Here is a 15,416-nt window from a genome sequence, read left to right as displayed (position 1 = left end):
AAATGGCAATCAAGAAAAAGCTGCTGGGCTTTAGCTTGAATAATCCGCAATCCAGTACCAGTGAAGAGATGCGGAACAAACCTCATATTTCCATGAAGGATATCGCAATCATAGGGGTCTCTGCCAGAATAGCCTCCGCTCAAAACACTGAGCAGTATTGGGGTATATTGGAGAATGGAGAGAACTGCATAAGAGAAATACCTGCAAGAAGACGGAAGGATTTGGATGCATTCGTAGCTGCTGCGGAGCAAGAACAGGAGGTCAATTATGCAAAATATGCTTATCTGGATGAGATAGACTCCTTTGACCACGAGCTGTTCAATATTTCTCCCAAAGAGGCCAGTCTTATGGACCCTAACCAGAGGATTTTCCTCCAGACTTCCTGGGAAGCTCTTGAAGATGCTGGTTACGGAGGACACAAACTGCGCGGTCAACGTGTAGGGGTGTTCCTCGGCTTCAGCAGTTTCTCCTCGAATGAATATTTTAACCATGTATCCAGATTGGAGCCGGAATCTTTTGCTGCTTCAATGACCGGCAACCTTGCACCCGTCATAGCCGGGAGAGTATCCTATTTGTTTGACTTCAAGGGACCAAGCCTGATGATAGATACCACGTGTTCTTCATCACTGGCCGCCGTTCACTATGCTTGCCGTTCCATTAGAACCGGAGATTGTGAAACGGCGCTTGCCGGTGGCATTAAAATAAATCTTTTACCCTTTAAGTACAGTAACAGAATGGGAATCGAATCTTCGGTGGACCAGACAAGGACCTTTGACGAAGCATCGGATGGAACCGGCTTTGGAGAGGGGTCAGCGGTTATTTTGCTCAAACCGTTGTATAAGGCCATTGAGGATCACGATCAGATTTATGCAGTTATTAAAGGGAGCGCCATCAACCAGGATGGCCATTCAATTGGTATAACTGCACCTAACCCGGATGCCCAAGCGGATGTGATTGTCAGAGCCTGGCAGGATGCCGAAGTACAGCCTGAAACGATCTCTTATATTGAAGCCCATGGCACAGGAACCAAATTGGGAGACCCGGTTGAAATTGAAGGGATCAATAAAGCGTTCAGCCAATTTACTTCAAAAAAACAATTTTGTGCGATCGGAGCGGTAAAAAGTAATATCGGCCATTTGGACAATGCCGCCGGAATTGCCGGTTTGATCAAGACAGTCCTGGCATTAAAACATAAAAAAATTCCGCCCAGCATCAACTTCAGCTTTCCGAACCGGAAAATTGATTTTGAAAATTCCCCTGTCTATATCAATGATAAGTTAATGCTTTGGGAGACCAGCGCCGGACAGTTAAGGAGATGTGGAATAAGTTCTTTCGGATTAAGCGGAACTAATTGTCATGTGATATTGGAAGAGGCTCCGTGCCCTGAAAGTAGAGAGAATCAAATGCCTCCCGTGGATTATATTTTCACTTTATCAGCCAATTCAGCAGCTGCTCTGGAGCGACTGGTCAGAAAATATCAGCATACTAGCTTTGCAAAGCATAACTTGATTGATATTTGCTATACAGCCAATACAGGCAGAGAGCACTTTGCATGCCGTATTGCCTTTGTGGCAAGGGATGTCAGGGAGCTGCAACAAAAGCTGAAGGCAATTGATTTTAATTCACGAAACAAAGACGGCATATTCTATAGTCCTGACGTTTTGTTGACTCACGAGACGGATAGCTTGAATCCGCTTCTTGATAACCAATGGTTCTATAATGATTTGAATAGACGGCAGCTGGAGGAGATATGCAAGCATTATGCCAGAGGGGAGCAGATTAATTGGAACCGTTTCTATTCCGGCGTAGGAGCTGGCCGGATAAGTCTTCCTACTTATCCGTTTGAAAGGAAAAGGTGCTGGGCCCGCTTACCAGCCCCCGCGCTTAAGCAGAATGTCTCCCAGAGTAATCATCTGTATTATTCCCATGCATGGAAACGGCAAGAACGGGCCAGTCTTCAGACGGAGCATGAAGAGCAGAACGGGACAATTCTTGTTGTTACAGACAGAGCCGGAATTGGAGATTATGTATTAAACAGGCTGAGGGAGGAGGGCAGGCCGTTTATTGAGTGGAGAGTCGGGGGCCACCAGAGTTATGATCTGCCTGAAGACTCCCTCCGGCTATCTGAAGTATCTCAGATTTACCATTTCGCTTCATGTATGAGAACGCCGGCTTGTTCTGATTTTGGACCGGTTAGAGACAATCTGAAGCAAGGGATATCCAGCTTTCTTGGATTAATACATGCATTACAAGACTCAAGACCAGTCGAAAGTATAGAGGTCACTGTTATATCGGCTTATGCTAACGAGGTTACAGGAGATGAAGAGCTGCTAATTCCTGAAAATGCGGCCTTGTTCGGATTAGCGAAAGTCGTGAACCAGGAAAGTAAAGCAATACAATGCAGATGTATTGATATTGACGATGAAACAGATGCCGAACTAATCTACAAGGAAATAAAATCCGGTTACCAGCTTCATTCTGCGGCTTTCCGTAACAACCAGAGATATACGGAAGAGATTTCTCCGCAAAGTCTGTCAACGGTTCCCGTGCAACAATGGATGCTTAAAGAGGACGGAGCCTATATCATTATTGGCGGCACAGGCGGTATTGGACTGGAAATAGCACATTTCTTCTCCAGACAACAGATCCAAGTTAACCTGGTATTGGTTAACCGGTCCCCATTTCCCGAAGCCGATAAATGGGTGGATTTGCTAGAGACGTCTACAGACGAAGCATTGTGCCACAAAATTAGAACCTTACTTGCAATTAAAGAAAACGGAAGCCAAGTAGTCTGCATGAGAGCGGATGTATGCCAGGAATCTGAAATGAAGCAACTGCTAGCGCAAGTAAGAAGCAGGTTTGGCAGAATTAACGGCGTGGTGCACAGCGCAGCTGCCGGAGGGGATGGGCAGAACATTTCCAGAGAGAACAGGCTGGATTTGGAGAAAGTGATTGCTCCAAAAATCTATGGCACATGGATTCTTGATAAGCTGACACAAGATGATGATATGGATTTTTTCATACTGTTTTCATCGGTAGCTTCAATTCTTGGCGGAAAGGGCTTAGGGTATTATAGCGCTGCGAACGCCTACCAGGATACGTTTGGTGCTTGGAGAAACAGAAGAGGGCGCAAAACGACCGTTATAAATTGGACGGCGTGGAAAGAAACTGGAATGGTATCGAAAAATAGTCTAACCGAGAGTAGTATTCTGTTAAGAATCAGTAATGCAGAAGCGTTGGAGGCATTCTTACAGGTACTGAATCGGGACATTAAAAGGATTGTCATATGCAAATTAAGTTACACACAGGAACTTCTGCTCAGTGAAAAGTATTTACCGGTTACGTTATCCGGTGAGATCAGAGCCAGAGTCATTCATACATTGTCTGCCTCAACAAGCCGAGAACCCGAAACAAATTTATTGCCCGCTGCCGCTCGTCCTGCAGGAAGAGAAAATGGTGAAACGTATACTCCAGTGGAGAACAAATTGGCAGTGATTTGGTCCGGGTTGTTAGGGATTGACGAAGTGAACATTGACAAGGACTTCTATGATTTAGGCGGGAATTCCTTAGTGGCTGTAAAATGTGAGCTCGAAATGGAGAAAGGGCATCTGTCTTTAAGCTACGAGGATGTAGAGAAGTACAGAACGATTCGAAAACTGGCCTTACGCGCGGAGAAGAGAACCGAGGAATGTCTTGTAAAAGAACCGCTGAAGCCCGGTTCGACTGAGAATAAAATAACAGACATTCTATTGGATATCCACCCTTTCAATGACGTCTATTACAAAAGCTGTTTTTATAATTCCCTGTTTCCTGTTATTCAATATTTTAAAGGAAGTATCATTCCCTTCCTACTGAATGACTTGATTGTATACCAGATTCAGCGCAAGGAAGACGGAGTATGGCCAGAAGCCCGATATCTTCCAAGGCAGTCTAACAGTCTTCTGTTGCAGCATACCGGGATTGAATTTCATGCAAAATCTAAAAGTGAGAAGATCATCCCAGATGCTATGAAGGCAATCCAAAAGGGGAATCCGGTTATCCTCTGGATTGATTGTTATTATGCTTCTATAAGAAAGGATTTGTACGAGACAACACATCTGCCCCATACTTGGCTAATTTACGGATATAACGAAGAAGAACAAGTATTTCATATAATCGAACATCCTCTACGGGACAATTTGGCCTATGACAAAAAAAAGGTTTCCTTTGAGGAGGTAACCCGAGCCTATAACGGTTATCTTGAAAATTTCACGAATTTCTTTGATGAGTATTCCTATTATGAATATTATTTAAGCGGAACTGGAGAAAGGGCTGCTCTTTCAGAACCGGATTATCAAATTAATGAATTAAAGAGGAGTTACCTTACTGGCAGAGAAGCCATCGCCAAGGGAATCATGGAGCTGGAGGAGTATCTTTGTGATGAAAATTCTAGAAAATTGATGGCAAATGATCAGGTTCTTGAAGGTCTTAATACCTTAGTTAATGTGAAGCAAGTGGAACTGTACCGGATAAAACTTTTGTTTGGCTCCAGCCAAGATGAAGTAAAGATTGTAGAGGATATACTGAACCTCTGGAAAGCGATAAGAGCGAAAGTCGCAAAGAATCTTTTCTCGGGCAGTTCCATTAGCTTATGTACAGGTTTTTTTACAGAGAATATTGCAAAAATCATTGAACTTGAAAGAGTCTGTCTGGATAAATTATCTTCTGTATAACGTGGGGGGATTACATGATGAAGATCGGTGTAGTTGGTTTAGGGATTATGGGTACCGGGGTAGCACAAACTTTGGCACAAGCGGGTCTGCCGGTAGTAGCAATTGATATTGATGAAGAGCGGCTGGAGAGCTGCAGCAAAGAGATCGAGAACAACCTGCGTTTTCGTGCCTTGTTCGGCAACGGGCAGCAGTTTGAGGATGCAGATACTGTTATGGGGCGCATTGCATTCAGTACCGACAGAATGATGCTGGCTGACACGCAATTTGTGATTGAGAATGTTACAGAGGATTGGGAGATAAAAAAGGAGCTTTATGGTGGTTTGGACAGCATCTGCCCAGAAGAGTGCATATTTATGGTTAATACCTCTTGTATTTCTATTACCCAAATCGCAGGTTTGACCCAGCGGGCGGATCGGGTAATCGGAACCCATTTTATGAATCCGGTTCCAGCAAAGAAGACGGTCGAAGTAATACGCGGCTTCCACACATCGGAGAATTGTGTGCTTTCGGTAGAGATGCTGATGGACAGAATGGGCAAGGACATAATTGTAGTGAAAGATTATCCGGGGTTTGTTTCTAACCGTATTTCCCACCTATTTATGAATGAAGCCGCTTTTGTGGTTCAGGATCAAGTAGCCGAACCTTCAGAGATAGACGACATTTTCAAGAAATGTTATGGACATGCCATGGGACCGCTGGAAACTGCAGATTTGATTGGTCTCGACACAGTGGTTCATTCTCTAAAGGTACTATACGAAAGCTACCAGGATTCAAAATTCCGTTGTTGTCCATTATTGCAAAAGATGGTGCACGCAGGATTGCTTGGCCGCAAGAGCGGCCGCGGGTTCTACAATTACGTATAGTACCGCTAATCCAATAAGAAAAAGGGAGATACTTAAATGGAAGAGAACAAAGTGAAGATCAGGTTATTTTTGTCCCGTTTTTTCCGTAAATATGAGCTTGGGGACGAGGAGGATATTTTTGCTCTAGGCTTTGTCAATTCGTTATTCGCCATGCAGCTTGTGATGTTTCTGGAGAAGGAATTCTCCATCCGGATAGACAATGCGGATATGGATTTGGACAATTTCCGCACAATTAATGGAATGCTCAAGCTGATTGAGATGAAGACATTATAAAACTCATGGGAGGCCATTACGATGAAGCTTGAATTAACAGTGGAGCAGCAGAATTGGCAAGAGGAGTTTCAAAGATTTGTTGATATGGAGGTGCTTCCATACGCTGAGATCAACGACAAGGAGGAACGGATTCACCCGAATGCACTGAGCAGCCTTAAAGAGAAAGGGTATCTGGGTTCCATGTTGCCGAAACATTACGGAGGTATGGGTCTGGATAATATTACAACCGGATTATTAAATGAAGAGATTGGGCGGGCCTGTTCGTCCGTTAGGAGTCTGCTGACTGTTCAGGGAATGATAGCTTTAGCGATCCTGCGCTGGGGGACAGATGCACAAAAAGCGGAGTGGTTGTCTAAGTTCGCGTCTGGCGAAGCGATAGGAGCCGTTGGTCTCACGGAACCCAATGCCGGCAGCGACGCCAAGAGCATCGAAACGACAGCTATCCGGGACGGCGATGACTATGTATTAAATGGGCATAAACGCTGGATAACAATGGGACAAATTGCTGATGTCTTTTTGATCTTCGCCAAATGTGAAGGCAAGCCGACCGCCTTTATTGTCGAGCGGTTTCGGGAAGGGTTTAACACGAAACCCATGTCCGGCCTGCTGGGAGCTCGGGCTTCAATGATTGCTGAATTATCCTTTGAGAACTGCCGAATACCTTCCCAGAATCTGTTGGGGCAAATCGGTACCGGACTTTCACATGTTGCTCTTTCAAGTCTGGATTATGGACGATATACAATAGCTTGGGGTTGTGTCGGACTAGCGCAGGCATGCCTGGAGGCATCTATTGATTATGCGAGCAAGAGAGTTCAATTCGGCCGGCCTATCCGTGAAAATCAGCTTATTCAGAAGATGATCACGGAGATTGCCGTTCAACTTAAGGCATCAAGGCTGCTGTGCTTCAAGGCCGGATATCTGAAGGATACAGGAGACCCGGACAGCATTATGGAGACATGGTCGGCTAAATACTACGCTTCGACCATGGTTACTATGGCTGCCGATTATGCGGTACAGATTCATGGAGGCAATGGCTGTCATGAGGGCTACCCTGTAGAACGGTATTTTCGCGACGCAAAAATTAACGAGATTATCGAAGGAACCACACAAATGCATGAATTACTTATTGCTGCTCAGGAGATTGTCAATGTTAGACGGCTCCTGCGGCGGAAGTCGAGAGAAGGTGCGTGAGTCTGATGGGAGCCCGAAAAATCAAGTGTTTAGTCTGGGATTTGGACAATACATTGTGGCACGGCATTCTGTCAGAAGACCGGGAAGTTTTACTCCGTGAGGGAGTTGCCGCAATAGTTAAAACTTTGGATGAACGGGGAATATTGCAATCCATTGCCAGCCGGAATAACCATGATATGGCGATGGCTAAGTTAAAGCAATTCGGCCTGGATGAATTTTTTCTCTATCCTCAAATCGGCTGGGACAGTAAGTCTGTTGCTGTGGAGAATATTCGGTCCTTAATTAATATCAGTAGGGAATCCATGGCTTTTATTGATGATCAGCCGTTTGAGCGCGAGGAAGTGAATTTTCAGCATCCGGAAGTGTTATGCATAGACTCGGTAGAGATGGACTCCTTACTTGGGATGGCCGAGTTTAACCCGTTGTTTATTACTGCAGATTCCAAAAATCGCAGGCAGCTCTACAGGAATGATATTATACGGAACCATATTGAGGAGAAATTTGCTGGCTCCAATGAAGAATTTCTGTCTTCACTCGGGTTGGAGCTCACGGTAGCAGCGGTTCGGGAGGATGATTTAAAGCGTGCGGAAGAGCTGACGGTGAGGACCCATCAACTAAATGCCACTGGTTACACCTATTCCTATGAAGAATTGGACCAATTCCGGCTATCCCCCCAGCATCTGCTGTTCATGTCGGACTTGAAAGATAAATATGGGTCATACGGGAAAATTGGGCTTACACTCCTCGAAATGGACGAGAATGTATGGACGCTTAAGCTTTTGTTAATGTCTTGCCGGGTTATGTCAAGAGGAATTGGAAGTGTGCTGCTGAATTATGTCGCTGCTCTGGCTAAGGATGCGGGCGTAACCCTGCGTGCTGAGTTTGTCCCTACAGAGTACAACCGGATGATGAAGTTTACCTATCTATTTGCCGGCTTTAAGGAACTGGAGCGGTATGGAGATCTGATTATTCTTGAACATGATAAGGCACAGCTCCAGAATCCTCCAGCCTACATGTCGCTGATTAGCGAAAGTCCGTTCTTACCTCATGACCAGGTCCAACGCGATGCGGATGTTTGAAGCCAACGGATTGTAGGAACAGAAGCTGGATCTTTCCAGGAAGATCAATTATATGACGATTTTTTTGGAATAATGACTCACATTTACATTTTACTCCCTGTGAAGTGATTTTTTTCATAAGTGAAGATGGTGTAAGATGGTATTATATTGAATATATTATCATTAATAATATAATTTACTTTATTTTTACTATATGCACCTATTCTCTTTTGTTAAGAGGATACTACAAAACTTCTATGGGGGATAACCATCTTGAAATGGTATGCAGTTTATGTCCAGACAGGGAGAGAGGAACAGGTTAGAACACAATTATACAAGCAGTTGGATTATTTGCATTGTTGTATACCCAAACGGAAAATTCATGAGAAGAAGGAGGGGGTCTTTAGAGAAGTAACAAGAATCATGTTCCCTGGTTATGTATTCGTTTACATCAACATGGATGCTGACAAGTACACCGGTATTAATTCAATATATGGCGTTTTTAAAATTCTTGATTATTGTAATGAAAAAGATAAGAGAATACATTGCAGAGAAGAGGCCAGTGAGGGAGATTATTTTAAATGTGTCCCCGTAGGCGAAATCGAGCCCATCTTGGAGCTAATTAATGGGGAAGATATCATTGAACTGTCCAAGGCTGTTTTTGTCGATAATCAGTTATACATATTATCCGGACCTCTAAAAGGAAAGGAAAGTAGAATTACCAAGCTGGACAAACGGCATAGAAGAGCGAAGATTAACTTTGAGTTTATGGGCGCCAGTAAAATAATTGATTTAGGTATAGAATTTGAATCTAGCCCTATATGAACAAGCGGATAGTAGGAGGACTAACATGGACAATACAAGAGGGAGAATCAAGACAATTATTAATGAAGTGCTTGAAAATCCCAAAGAAGCCAATATAGTTAACGTCCTAAGTGCAAACGGCCTTAATTCAATTACGTTTATCAAAGCGATTGTTTCTATCGAGGAAGAATTCAATTTTGAATTTCCTGACGAATTTCTTTCATTGGAAAAGATTCCAACGGTGGATGCTTTAGTACAATTCATAGAGTCCTATAGTGACTGTAATACTGCTAGTGGCCATTGAGGATAAAGGTCTATTATAGAGTGCCGTTTCTCACACAAAAAAACATATTATAATTAATCTTTGTTTCGGCAAGTTAATTATTATGTTTTTGAATTTTTCTTAACATGTGTATAGTAATATACGCAGGCATGGCGAAGCTATGTGCACTTATATTTCAATATATAATAAAAAATTAATTATTTTTGATGATGCGACTCTTCCTGAGGCGCATTTTTTATTTGAAAAGAAGAAAGGAGACCAGAGAAATGCATTCCAGAGATAATCATGCTGCATTACTCGATTTAACCGACGCCCAAAAGCAGATCTGGTATACGGAAGAAATGTACCCGGGAACTTCCATTTATAATCTTGGGGGCACGGTCATTTTCAAAGGGATGATTCATCCTGGTTATCTTCAGAAAAGCATTCTGCATTTTTTACAAAGCCATGAGGGTGTGCGTTATCAATTTTGTAAGGAGGGGAATCTGCCCAAACAATATGAGGCAAGCAATGCTCTGCTTCCCCCCTCATTTGTGAATTTTAGTGAGAAAAAAAATCCTGAACTAGCTTTCAAGGACTGGACCGAAGAACAGGCCGCAAAACCGTTTAGCTTGGTGGACAGCCCTTTGTTTGAGTTTTATGTCCTGCAACTTAATGAACAGCAATGGGGATATTTCGTAAAACTGCATCATTTGATAGCTGACGGATGGTCCATGGAGATTATGACAGCATCTATTTGCAGCGAATATAATCGTTTATCTAACGGAATGCCGGCATCTGAGGTTAACACCTTGTCCGCCAGCTATGCTGAGTATTTGCGGGAAGAGCAAAAATATCTGGCCTCTGGACGCTTTCTGAAAGACATGGAATATTGGCAGGGGGTAATGGAAAATTTACCTGAGCCAATGATCAGGCAGCCTGCATCAGGTGCTTTTAACGGGAAGCGTCACATCACTGTACTCAAAGGAGATTTGGTAACACAATTACGGCAATTTATAAACACCCATGAGTTCACGCTTAATGATGTAATTCAAGCCGCATGTGTCATCCTAATAAGCAAATATTATCAATGTTCTGAACTGCTCGTAAATATGCCAGTAATGAATAGAGTGGGTAGACGCCACAAGCAAAGTTTTTCTATGTGCACTAAAATAATGCCGTTTAGAATCAAAGTCTGCAATCAGCAGGCTGTTTTTGAATTTATACGGCATTGCCGGAGTATTTACCAGAAAGGGCTGATCCACCGGAAATTTCCTCAAGATGAACTGGTAAAGCTGTCGAACAAAGAAAGGGACGGTCTCCCGATCTTTCAATGTGCAATTAACTGTTACAGTACCTCACTTGTAAACCAGATAGCTGGAATCAATATTGAAAATCATGAATTTCACAGCGGGCAGCAACTTCTTCCCTTACAGTTCATTGCGAAAGAATGGAACGACAGGGATACAATTACTCTTGAAATTGATTACTGGACCAGTATTTTCAATGAATCAATTATTGAGAACATGGCGTTAAGTCTCCGGGCACTTCTCCGGGATATAATAGCAAATGCCGGAAGGAGCATTGGAGAAATAGGGGTCCTTGACGAGTCTCAGAGACAGAAGATTTTGTATGCTTATAATGATACCGCAGTCCATAGCCCGCCGGACACCGTTATCTCTTTATTTGAAAAACAGGCAGAACGGACTCCCAGCAGGATTGCGGTAATCGATCAAGAAGAGCGGCTCAGTTACGCGGAACTGAATTTAAATGCAAACAAGCTGCTGGAGCATCTGCTCAATAGTGCTCAAAGCACATATCCGATAGTGGCTCTGGTACTCCCCAGAAGTGCAGAGTGTATTGTTGCTATGCTTGCTGTTTTAAAAGCTAAGGGAACATATATACCCATTGAACCGGAAACTCCTTCCGAAAGGATTAAATTTATTCTTGAGGATGCAGGGGCGCAATATTGCATTGTCTCGGACCCTGCGGTCCTTCCCCCGGGTGATTTCGGATATGAAACGACAGTGGGCAGTCTTGAACTCTGGAGATGCGGCGGCGGGGCCGGAATTGCACACATCAATAATTCAGAGCCCCTGGCTTATATTCTCTATACTTCAGGCACAAGCGGGCAGCCAAAAGGGGTAGCGGTATCCGAGGGTGCACTGGCACACTATGTCAGGTTTGCACAGGAGACCTATGTGCAAGAAGCTGAACCGGTCTTCCCTTTATATTCGTCATTGGCCTTTGATCTGACAATCACCTCCATCTTTACTCCGCTGATATGCGGCGGCACCATAAAGGTATTTCGTGGCGGCGATTCCGGGGCAGCTCTTCTAGAAGCCTGGCGGGACGGGGATTTCTCAATTATTAAGCTGACTCCTTCTCATCTATCGGTGATTGAAGACTTGCCCCTGCATGATAGGATTGAGCGATCTCTGAAGATAATGGTTGTGGGGGGAGAAGACCTGAGAGCAGGTCTGGCCTGCAGGATAGTAAATAAATTCAGACGCTCGCTCTCAATTTATAATGAATATGGGCCAACAGAGGCGACGGTAGGCTGTATGATTCACAAATTTAATCCAGAACTAGACATCGGTCTCTCTGTTCCCATCGGAAGACCAATTTCGAATATGCAGGTGTATGTGCTGGATTCAGCTCAGAATTTGCTGCCTTTTGGAGCGGAAGGGGAAATTTGTGTTGCTGGTGCAGGACTGGCCGAAGGATATATGAACCGCCAAGAGTTAACTGCAGAGAAATTCATTGCCCATCCATTCCATGAGGGAAGCAGGTTGTACAGAACGGGTGATGTGGGACGGCTTCTGCCCGAAATGATCATGGAATACGGCGGCCGAATAGATGAGCAGGTGAAAATCAGGGGATACCGTATTGAATTGGGGGAAATTGAAGGCTTGCTGAACAGCTTGGACGGTATAGAAGCATCTGTAGCGACTGTTGTTCAACATGGTGATACCAAACACATATACGCATATGTGGTTAAAGATGGTGCTGTTACGGATGAATTTTTGTTCTCAGCGATGGAAGCACATTTGCCGCAGTATATGATTCCCAGTGGGTTTGTGACTGTGGAGGCCCTTCCGATAAATGCAAACGGTAAAATCGACAAAAGTAAGCTTCCCCCGCCCTCTTTCAAAATCAGGCAAATAGACAAGCCTACCGATTACGGCGGGGCGCAGGGGGACATTTTAGAAGAAATCCGGCGCTTATTTCATAACAGTGAAATCGGATTTTCAGATCATTTCTTCAAATTAGGGGGGGACTCCATCAAGGCGCTGCAGTTATCTTCCAGACTATATGAGAAAGAGATTTATCTGAAGGTGACGGATATTCTGACTTTTCCTCATCTGGATGATATGGTGGGCAAGGCCGTGGCGCTACAGGCGGCCCCATTGCAGCCGCCGCTGAAGGGCTACATTCATCAAACGCCTTCCATTTCATGGTTTTTTAGTCAGCCGCTCCTTGATAAAAATTATTATTTCCACACACTGGCGCTTGAGTTAAAGAACAGGCCAGCAGCAGCGCTTAACCGGGTGTTCCGGCGTTTAATCATTCATCATGATGAATTGCGCATGAATTATGATCCGGTGCGTAAGCAATTATTCTACAACGAGCTTCATCTGCAACGGGACAAATGGGTTGACATGGTGGATATGAGTTCTGAGCTTGGGAGCCGTCAGATTGAGAAAATAACAGAATATGTTGACGAATGTATGTCAAGAGTGAGCATCACCGAAGATTTGCTGTTTCAAGCCATCGCCTTCCAATTGAGTCCCGACACAACAAGAATCGTAATATTTGCTCACCATCTCGTTGTGGACGGTGTATCATGGCGGATATTGCTGGATGATCTCCAGAGCTTACTAAGCCATGAGTCCAAACGGCTGGTTGATGCGAGAAGCATGCCGCCCCGGACGGACTCTTATAGCAGATGGTCAGAGCTCCTTCAAAATTACCGGTGTACCCAAGAGGAAAATGATTACTGGATGGATATTGTTGACCAGTTGAATGCTTCTCACCCTTGGCTGTTGACTCATAAGCAACCGATTTCTCAGGATACGTACAGAAGCTTAACTCTGATAATGGATGAGGAGACTACAGAGCGCTTAATTCATGCAGTACCGGCTGCCTTGAGCATAGAGCCCCAGGCTGTTTTTATGGCAATACTGGGTGAGGAAATGGGCCAGCGTACAAATTACGCCGATCTGTGGTTGATGCTAGAGAATCATGGCAGGCATGAAATTACCGGAGATATGAACGTTGCACGCACTGTTGGCTGGTTCACCGGAATGTATCCGATGATGCTGCGAACCTGTATGGAAGGTGAGACGGCAATCATTGATACACAAAAGAGGCTTAATGCTGTTCCCCGTCATGGCACAGGATATGGAGCAGGAAAGTTCTCACCGCAACGTCACCCGGCAATATTGTTCAATTATCTGGGAGAGATTTCTGCAAACTATAACGATTTTTTAATCATCGAAGGTTCTTTCGGGAAAAAAACCGGCAGGAATAATGCCCCTACAGTTAACTTAGAGATCAATATTATGGTGATGGAACGTAAATTGCAAATCGAATTGATCACATATGGCATTCCTGATGCGGAACAGCTGGCGGCTAATTATAAGGAGCGTCTACTGGCTTTGGCCGCGCAATATTCTTCTGTTGAAATGGCGCCGGGGCACGAGTTGTTTGAAACAGCGGGGTTACCCGGCGAGGATTTGGATTACTTGTTTAAATAGGACGCAGAATGGAAAGGTGAAAGGTGTGGAAGTTCAGTTGCTGTGTTTACCCTATGCTGGAGGATCTTGTTATGCCTACAACAGATGGGCCAAGTATTTGGATAAAAAGGTGAAGCAGCTGCCCATGGAAATTGCCGGCAGAGGGCGGAGAATTAGAGAACCCTATTATTCTACTGTAGAAGAGGCTGTGACGGATATTGAGGCGCTGATCCGCCCGGTTATCCGGAATCAGCCTTATATTCTGTTCGGGCACAGTATGGGAAGCATACTTGCCTACGAGCTATGTCGTCTTCTGCACCGAATGCAGGCTCCCTTGCCGGCTAAGCTTATTGTTTCCGGCAGCGACGCGCCAATGATTCGTGAACCGGACAAGAAATATCATCTAATGGAGCAGCAGCAGTTGATTGAGGAAATGCTGGAACTGGGTGGATTGTCAAAGGAAATAGCTTCGAGCCCCGAATTGATGAATCTGTTCCTGCCAATACTGCGTGCCGATTTTGCCATGCTGGACCGTTACGGTTGCTCAGAACCCTTTGAACCGCTACCTATAGATTTAACAGTAATGTATGGCCAGGAGGATGAAATGATTAAAAAGGATGTCCGGAAGTGGGGAGAACTGGTAACCGGAAAGTTCGAAAGCCATGTTTTTCCAGGAGGACACTTTTATTTGTTCGATCATGAACGTTCCTTTATGCCAGTGCTGAATAACATATGTGAAATAGGAGGAAGTCATGCAACAATACGGAAAATGGATGGCAAACCTATACGATAATGTTGACCAATGGGGGGGATTCTCACGCAAATATACGCCTGCGCTCTATTCATTTTTTGAACAGAAGGGTCTGAAGGGATCTGTACTGGATTTATGTGCGGGAACCGGTACATCCGCGCTGGCTTTTTTGAAAAAAGGGCATCAAGTGGTTCTGGTGGATCGGTCCCCAGATATGTTGAATGTTGCGAGACAAAAATTATACTATTATATTCTGAAAACAAGAGCAGTTTTGATAGAGGCAGACGCCGCCGCATTTTCGGTTCCGGGAGAGATGTCTTTTGAGTTTGCTTACTCTCTATACGATGCAATGAATCACTTGGAGGGCCTTGAGTCTCTGAAAAGCTGCTTTGGCAATGTCTACCTTTCGTTGAAAGAGGGAGGTTTTTTTGTTTTTGATATGAACACTTCCCGAGGGTTGCTGAAGTCCAATAAATTGAATGTCTATGACAGCGGCGATGTTTTTATTCTTGAAAAAGGTATCTATCACCCGGGCATGGATTCAGCTTATATCACAATTGACGGATTTCAGAGACAGGCTGACGGAAACTACGTTCGCTTTGAAGAATTGATATATAACAGGGTATACGCAATGAATGAGATAAAAAAGGTACTCGAAAACACAGGTTTCACCCGTATATATTATGCAACTGCAAGTGATCTAAACGTTCCGGTCGCTGACCCTGAGCAGGAAGACAGAGTATATTTTGTATGCCAAAAATGA

General features: G+C 44.2%; 10 protein-coding genes. All 10 read left to right on the top strand.

The annotated features are described in order from the left end of the window. Window positions 1-2 precede the first annotated feature (2 nt). The 10 genes from MKX42_RS26605 to MKX42_RS26560 all read left to right on the top strand — a co-directional run bounded on the left by MKX42_RS26605 (window position 3) and on the right by MKX42_RS26560 (window position 15,416). Entirely contained in the window at window positions 3-4,712 is a 4,710-nt protein-coding gene (locus MKX42_RS26605) for an SDR family NAD(P)-dependent oxidoreductase (protein WP_340755907.1), read from the top strand. Between the two features lie 14 nt (window positions 4,713-4,726). Next, a complete protein-coding gene (locus MKX42_RS26600; RefSeq protein WP_340755906.1) occupies window positions 4,727-5,575 on the top strand; it encodes a 3-hydroxyacyl-CoA dehydrogenase family protein in 849 nt (282 codons plus the stop codon). A 36-nt stretch (window positions 5,576-5,611) separates the two neighbouring features. Next, window positions 5,612-5,848: an acyl carrier protein gene (locus MKX42_RS26595; RefSeq protein ID WP_340755904.1), complete on the top strand. Its 237-nt coding sequence runs from the start codon at window positions 5,612-5,614 to the stop codon at window positions 5,846-5,848. 21 nt (window positions 5,849-5,869) lie between these two features. Continuing rightward, the gene (locus tag MKX42_RS26590; RefSeq protein WP_340755903.1) at window positions 5,870-7,039 is read left to right on the top strand and encodes an acyl-CoA dehydrogenase family protein; all 1,170 of its coding nucleotides are present in this window, start codon (window positions 5,870-5,872) and stop codon (window positions 7,037-7,039) included. A 5-nt stretch (window positions 7,040-7,044) separates the two neighbouring features. Then, window positions 7,045-8,118, top strand: a complete 1,074-nt coding sequence (locus tag MKX42_RS26585; RefSeq protein ID WP_340755901.1) for an HAD-IIIC family phosphatase — start codon at window positions 7,045-7,047, stop codon at window positions 8,116-8,118. 252 nt (window positions 8,119-8,370) lie between these two features. After that, a complete protein-coding gene (loaP, locus tag MKX42_RS26580; RefSeq protein ID WP_340755899.1) occupies window positions 8,371-8,922 on the top strand; it encodes an antiterminator LoaP in 552 nt (183 codons plus the stop codon). A 25-nt stretch (window positions 8,923-8,947) separates the two neighbouring features. Next, window positions 8,948-9,205, top strand: a complete 258-nt coding sequence (locus MKX42_RS26575) for an acyl carrier protein (protein ID WP_340755897.1) — start codon at window positions 8,948-8,950, stop codon at window positions 9,203-9,205. Window positions 9,206-9,450: 245 nt separating this feature from the next. After that, window positions 9,451-13,923 (top strand): amino acid adenylation domain-containing protein, encoded by a 4,473-nt coding sequence (locus tag MKX42_RS26570; protein WP_340755895.1) that lies wholly within the window; start codon window positions 9,451-9,453, stop codon window positions 13,921-13,923. Window positions 13,924-13,948: 25 nt separating this feature from the next. Next, the gene (locus MKX42_RS26565) at window positions 13,949-14,695 is read left to right on the top strand and encodes a thioesterase II family protein (protein ID WP_340755893.1); all 747 of its coding nucleotides are present in this window, start codon (window positions 13,949-13,951) and stop codon (window positions 14,693-14,695) included. Next, window positions 14,655-15,416, top strand: coding sequence for a class I SAM-dependent DNA methyltransferase (locus MKX42_RS26560; RefSeq protein ID WP_340755892.1), 762 nt, complete (start codon window positions 14,655-14,657; stop codon window positions 15,414-15,416). The genes MKX42_RS26565 and MKX42_RS26560 overlap by 41 nt, the downstream gene beginning before the upstream one ends.

The sequence above is a fragment of the Paenibacillus sp. FSL R7-0204 genome, assembly GCF_038002225.1.
In the GTDB taxonomy this organism is placed as follows: Bacteria; Bacillota; Bacilli; order Paenibacillales; family Paenibacillaceae; genus Paenibacillus_AQ.
Note: the sequence above shows the minus strand (reverse complement) of the source record. Positions and strands in the feature narration are given on the sequence as shown.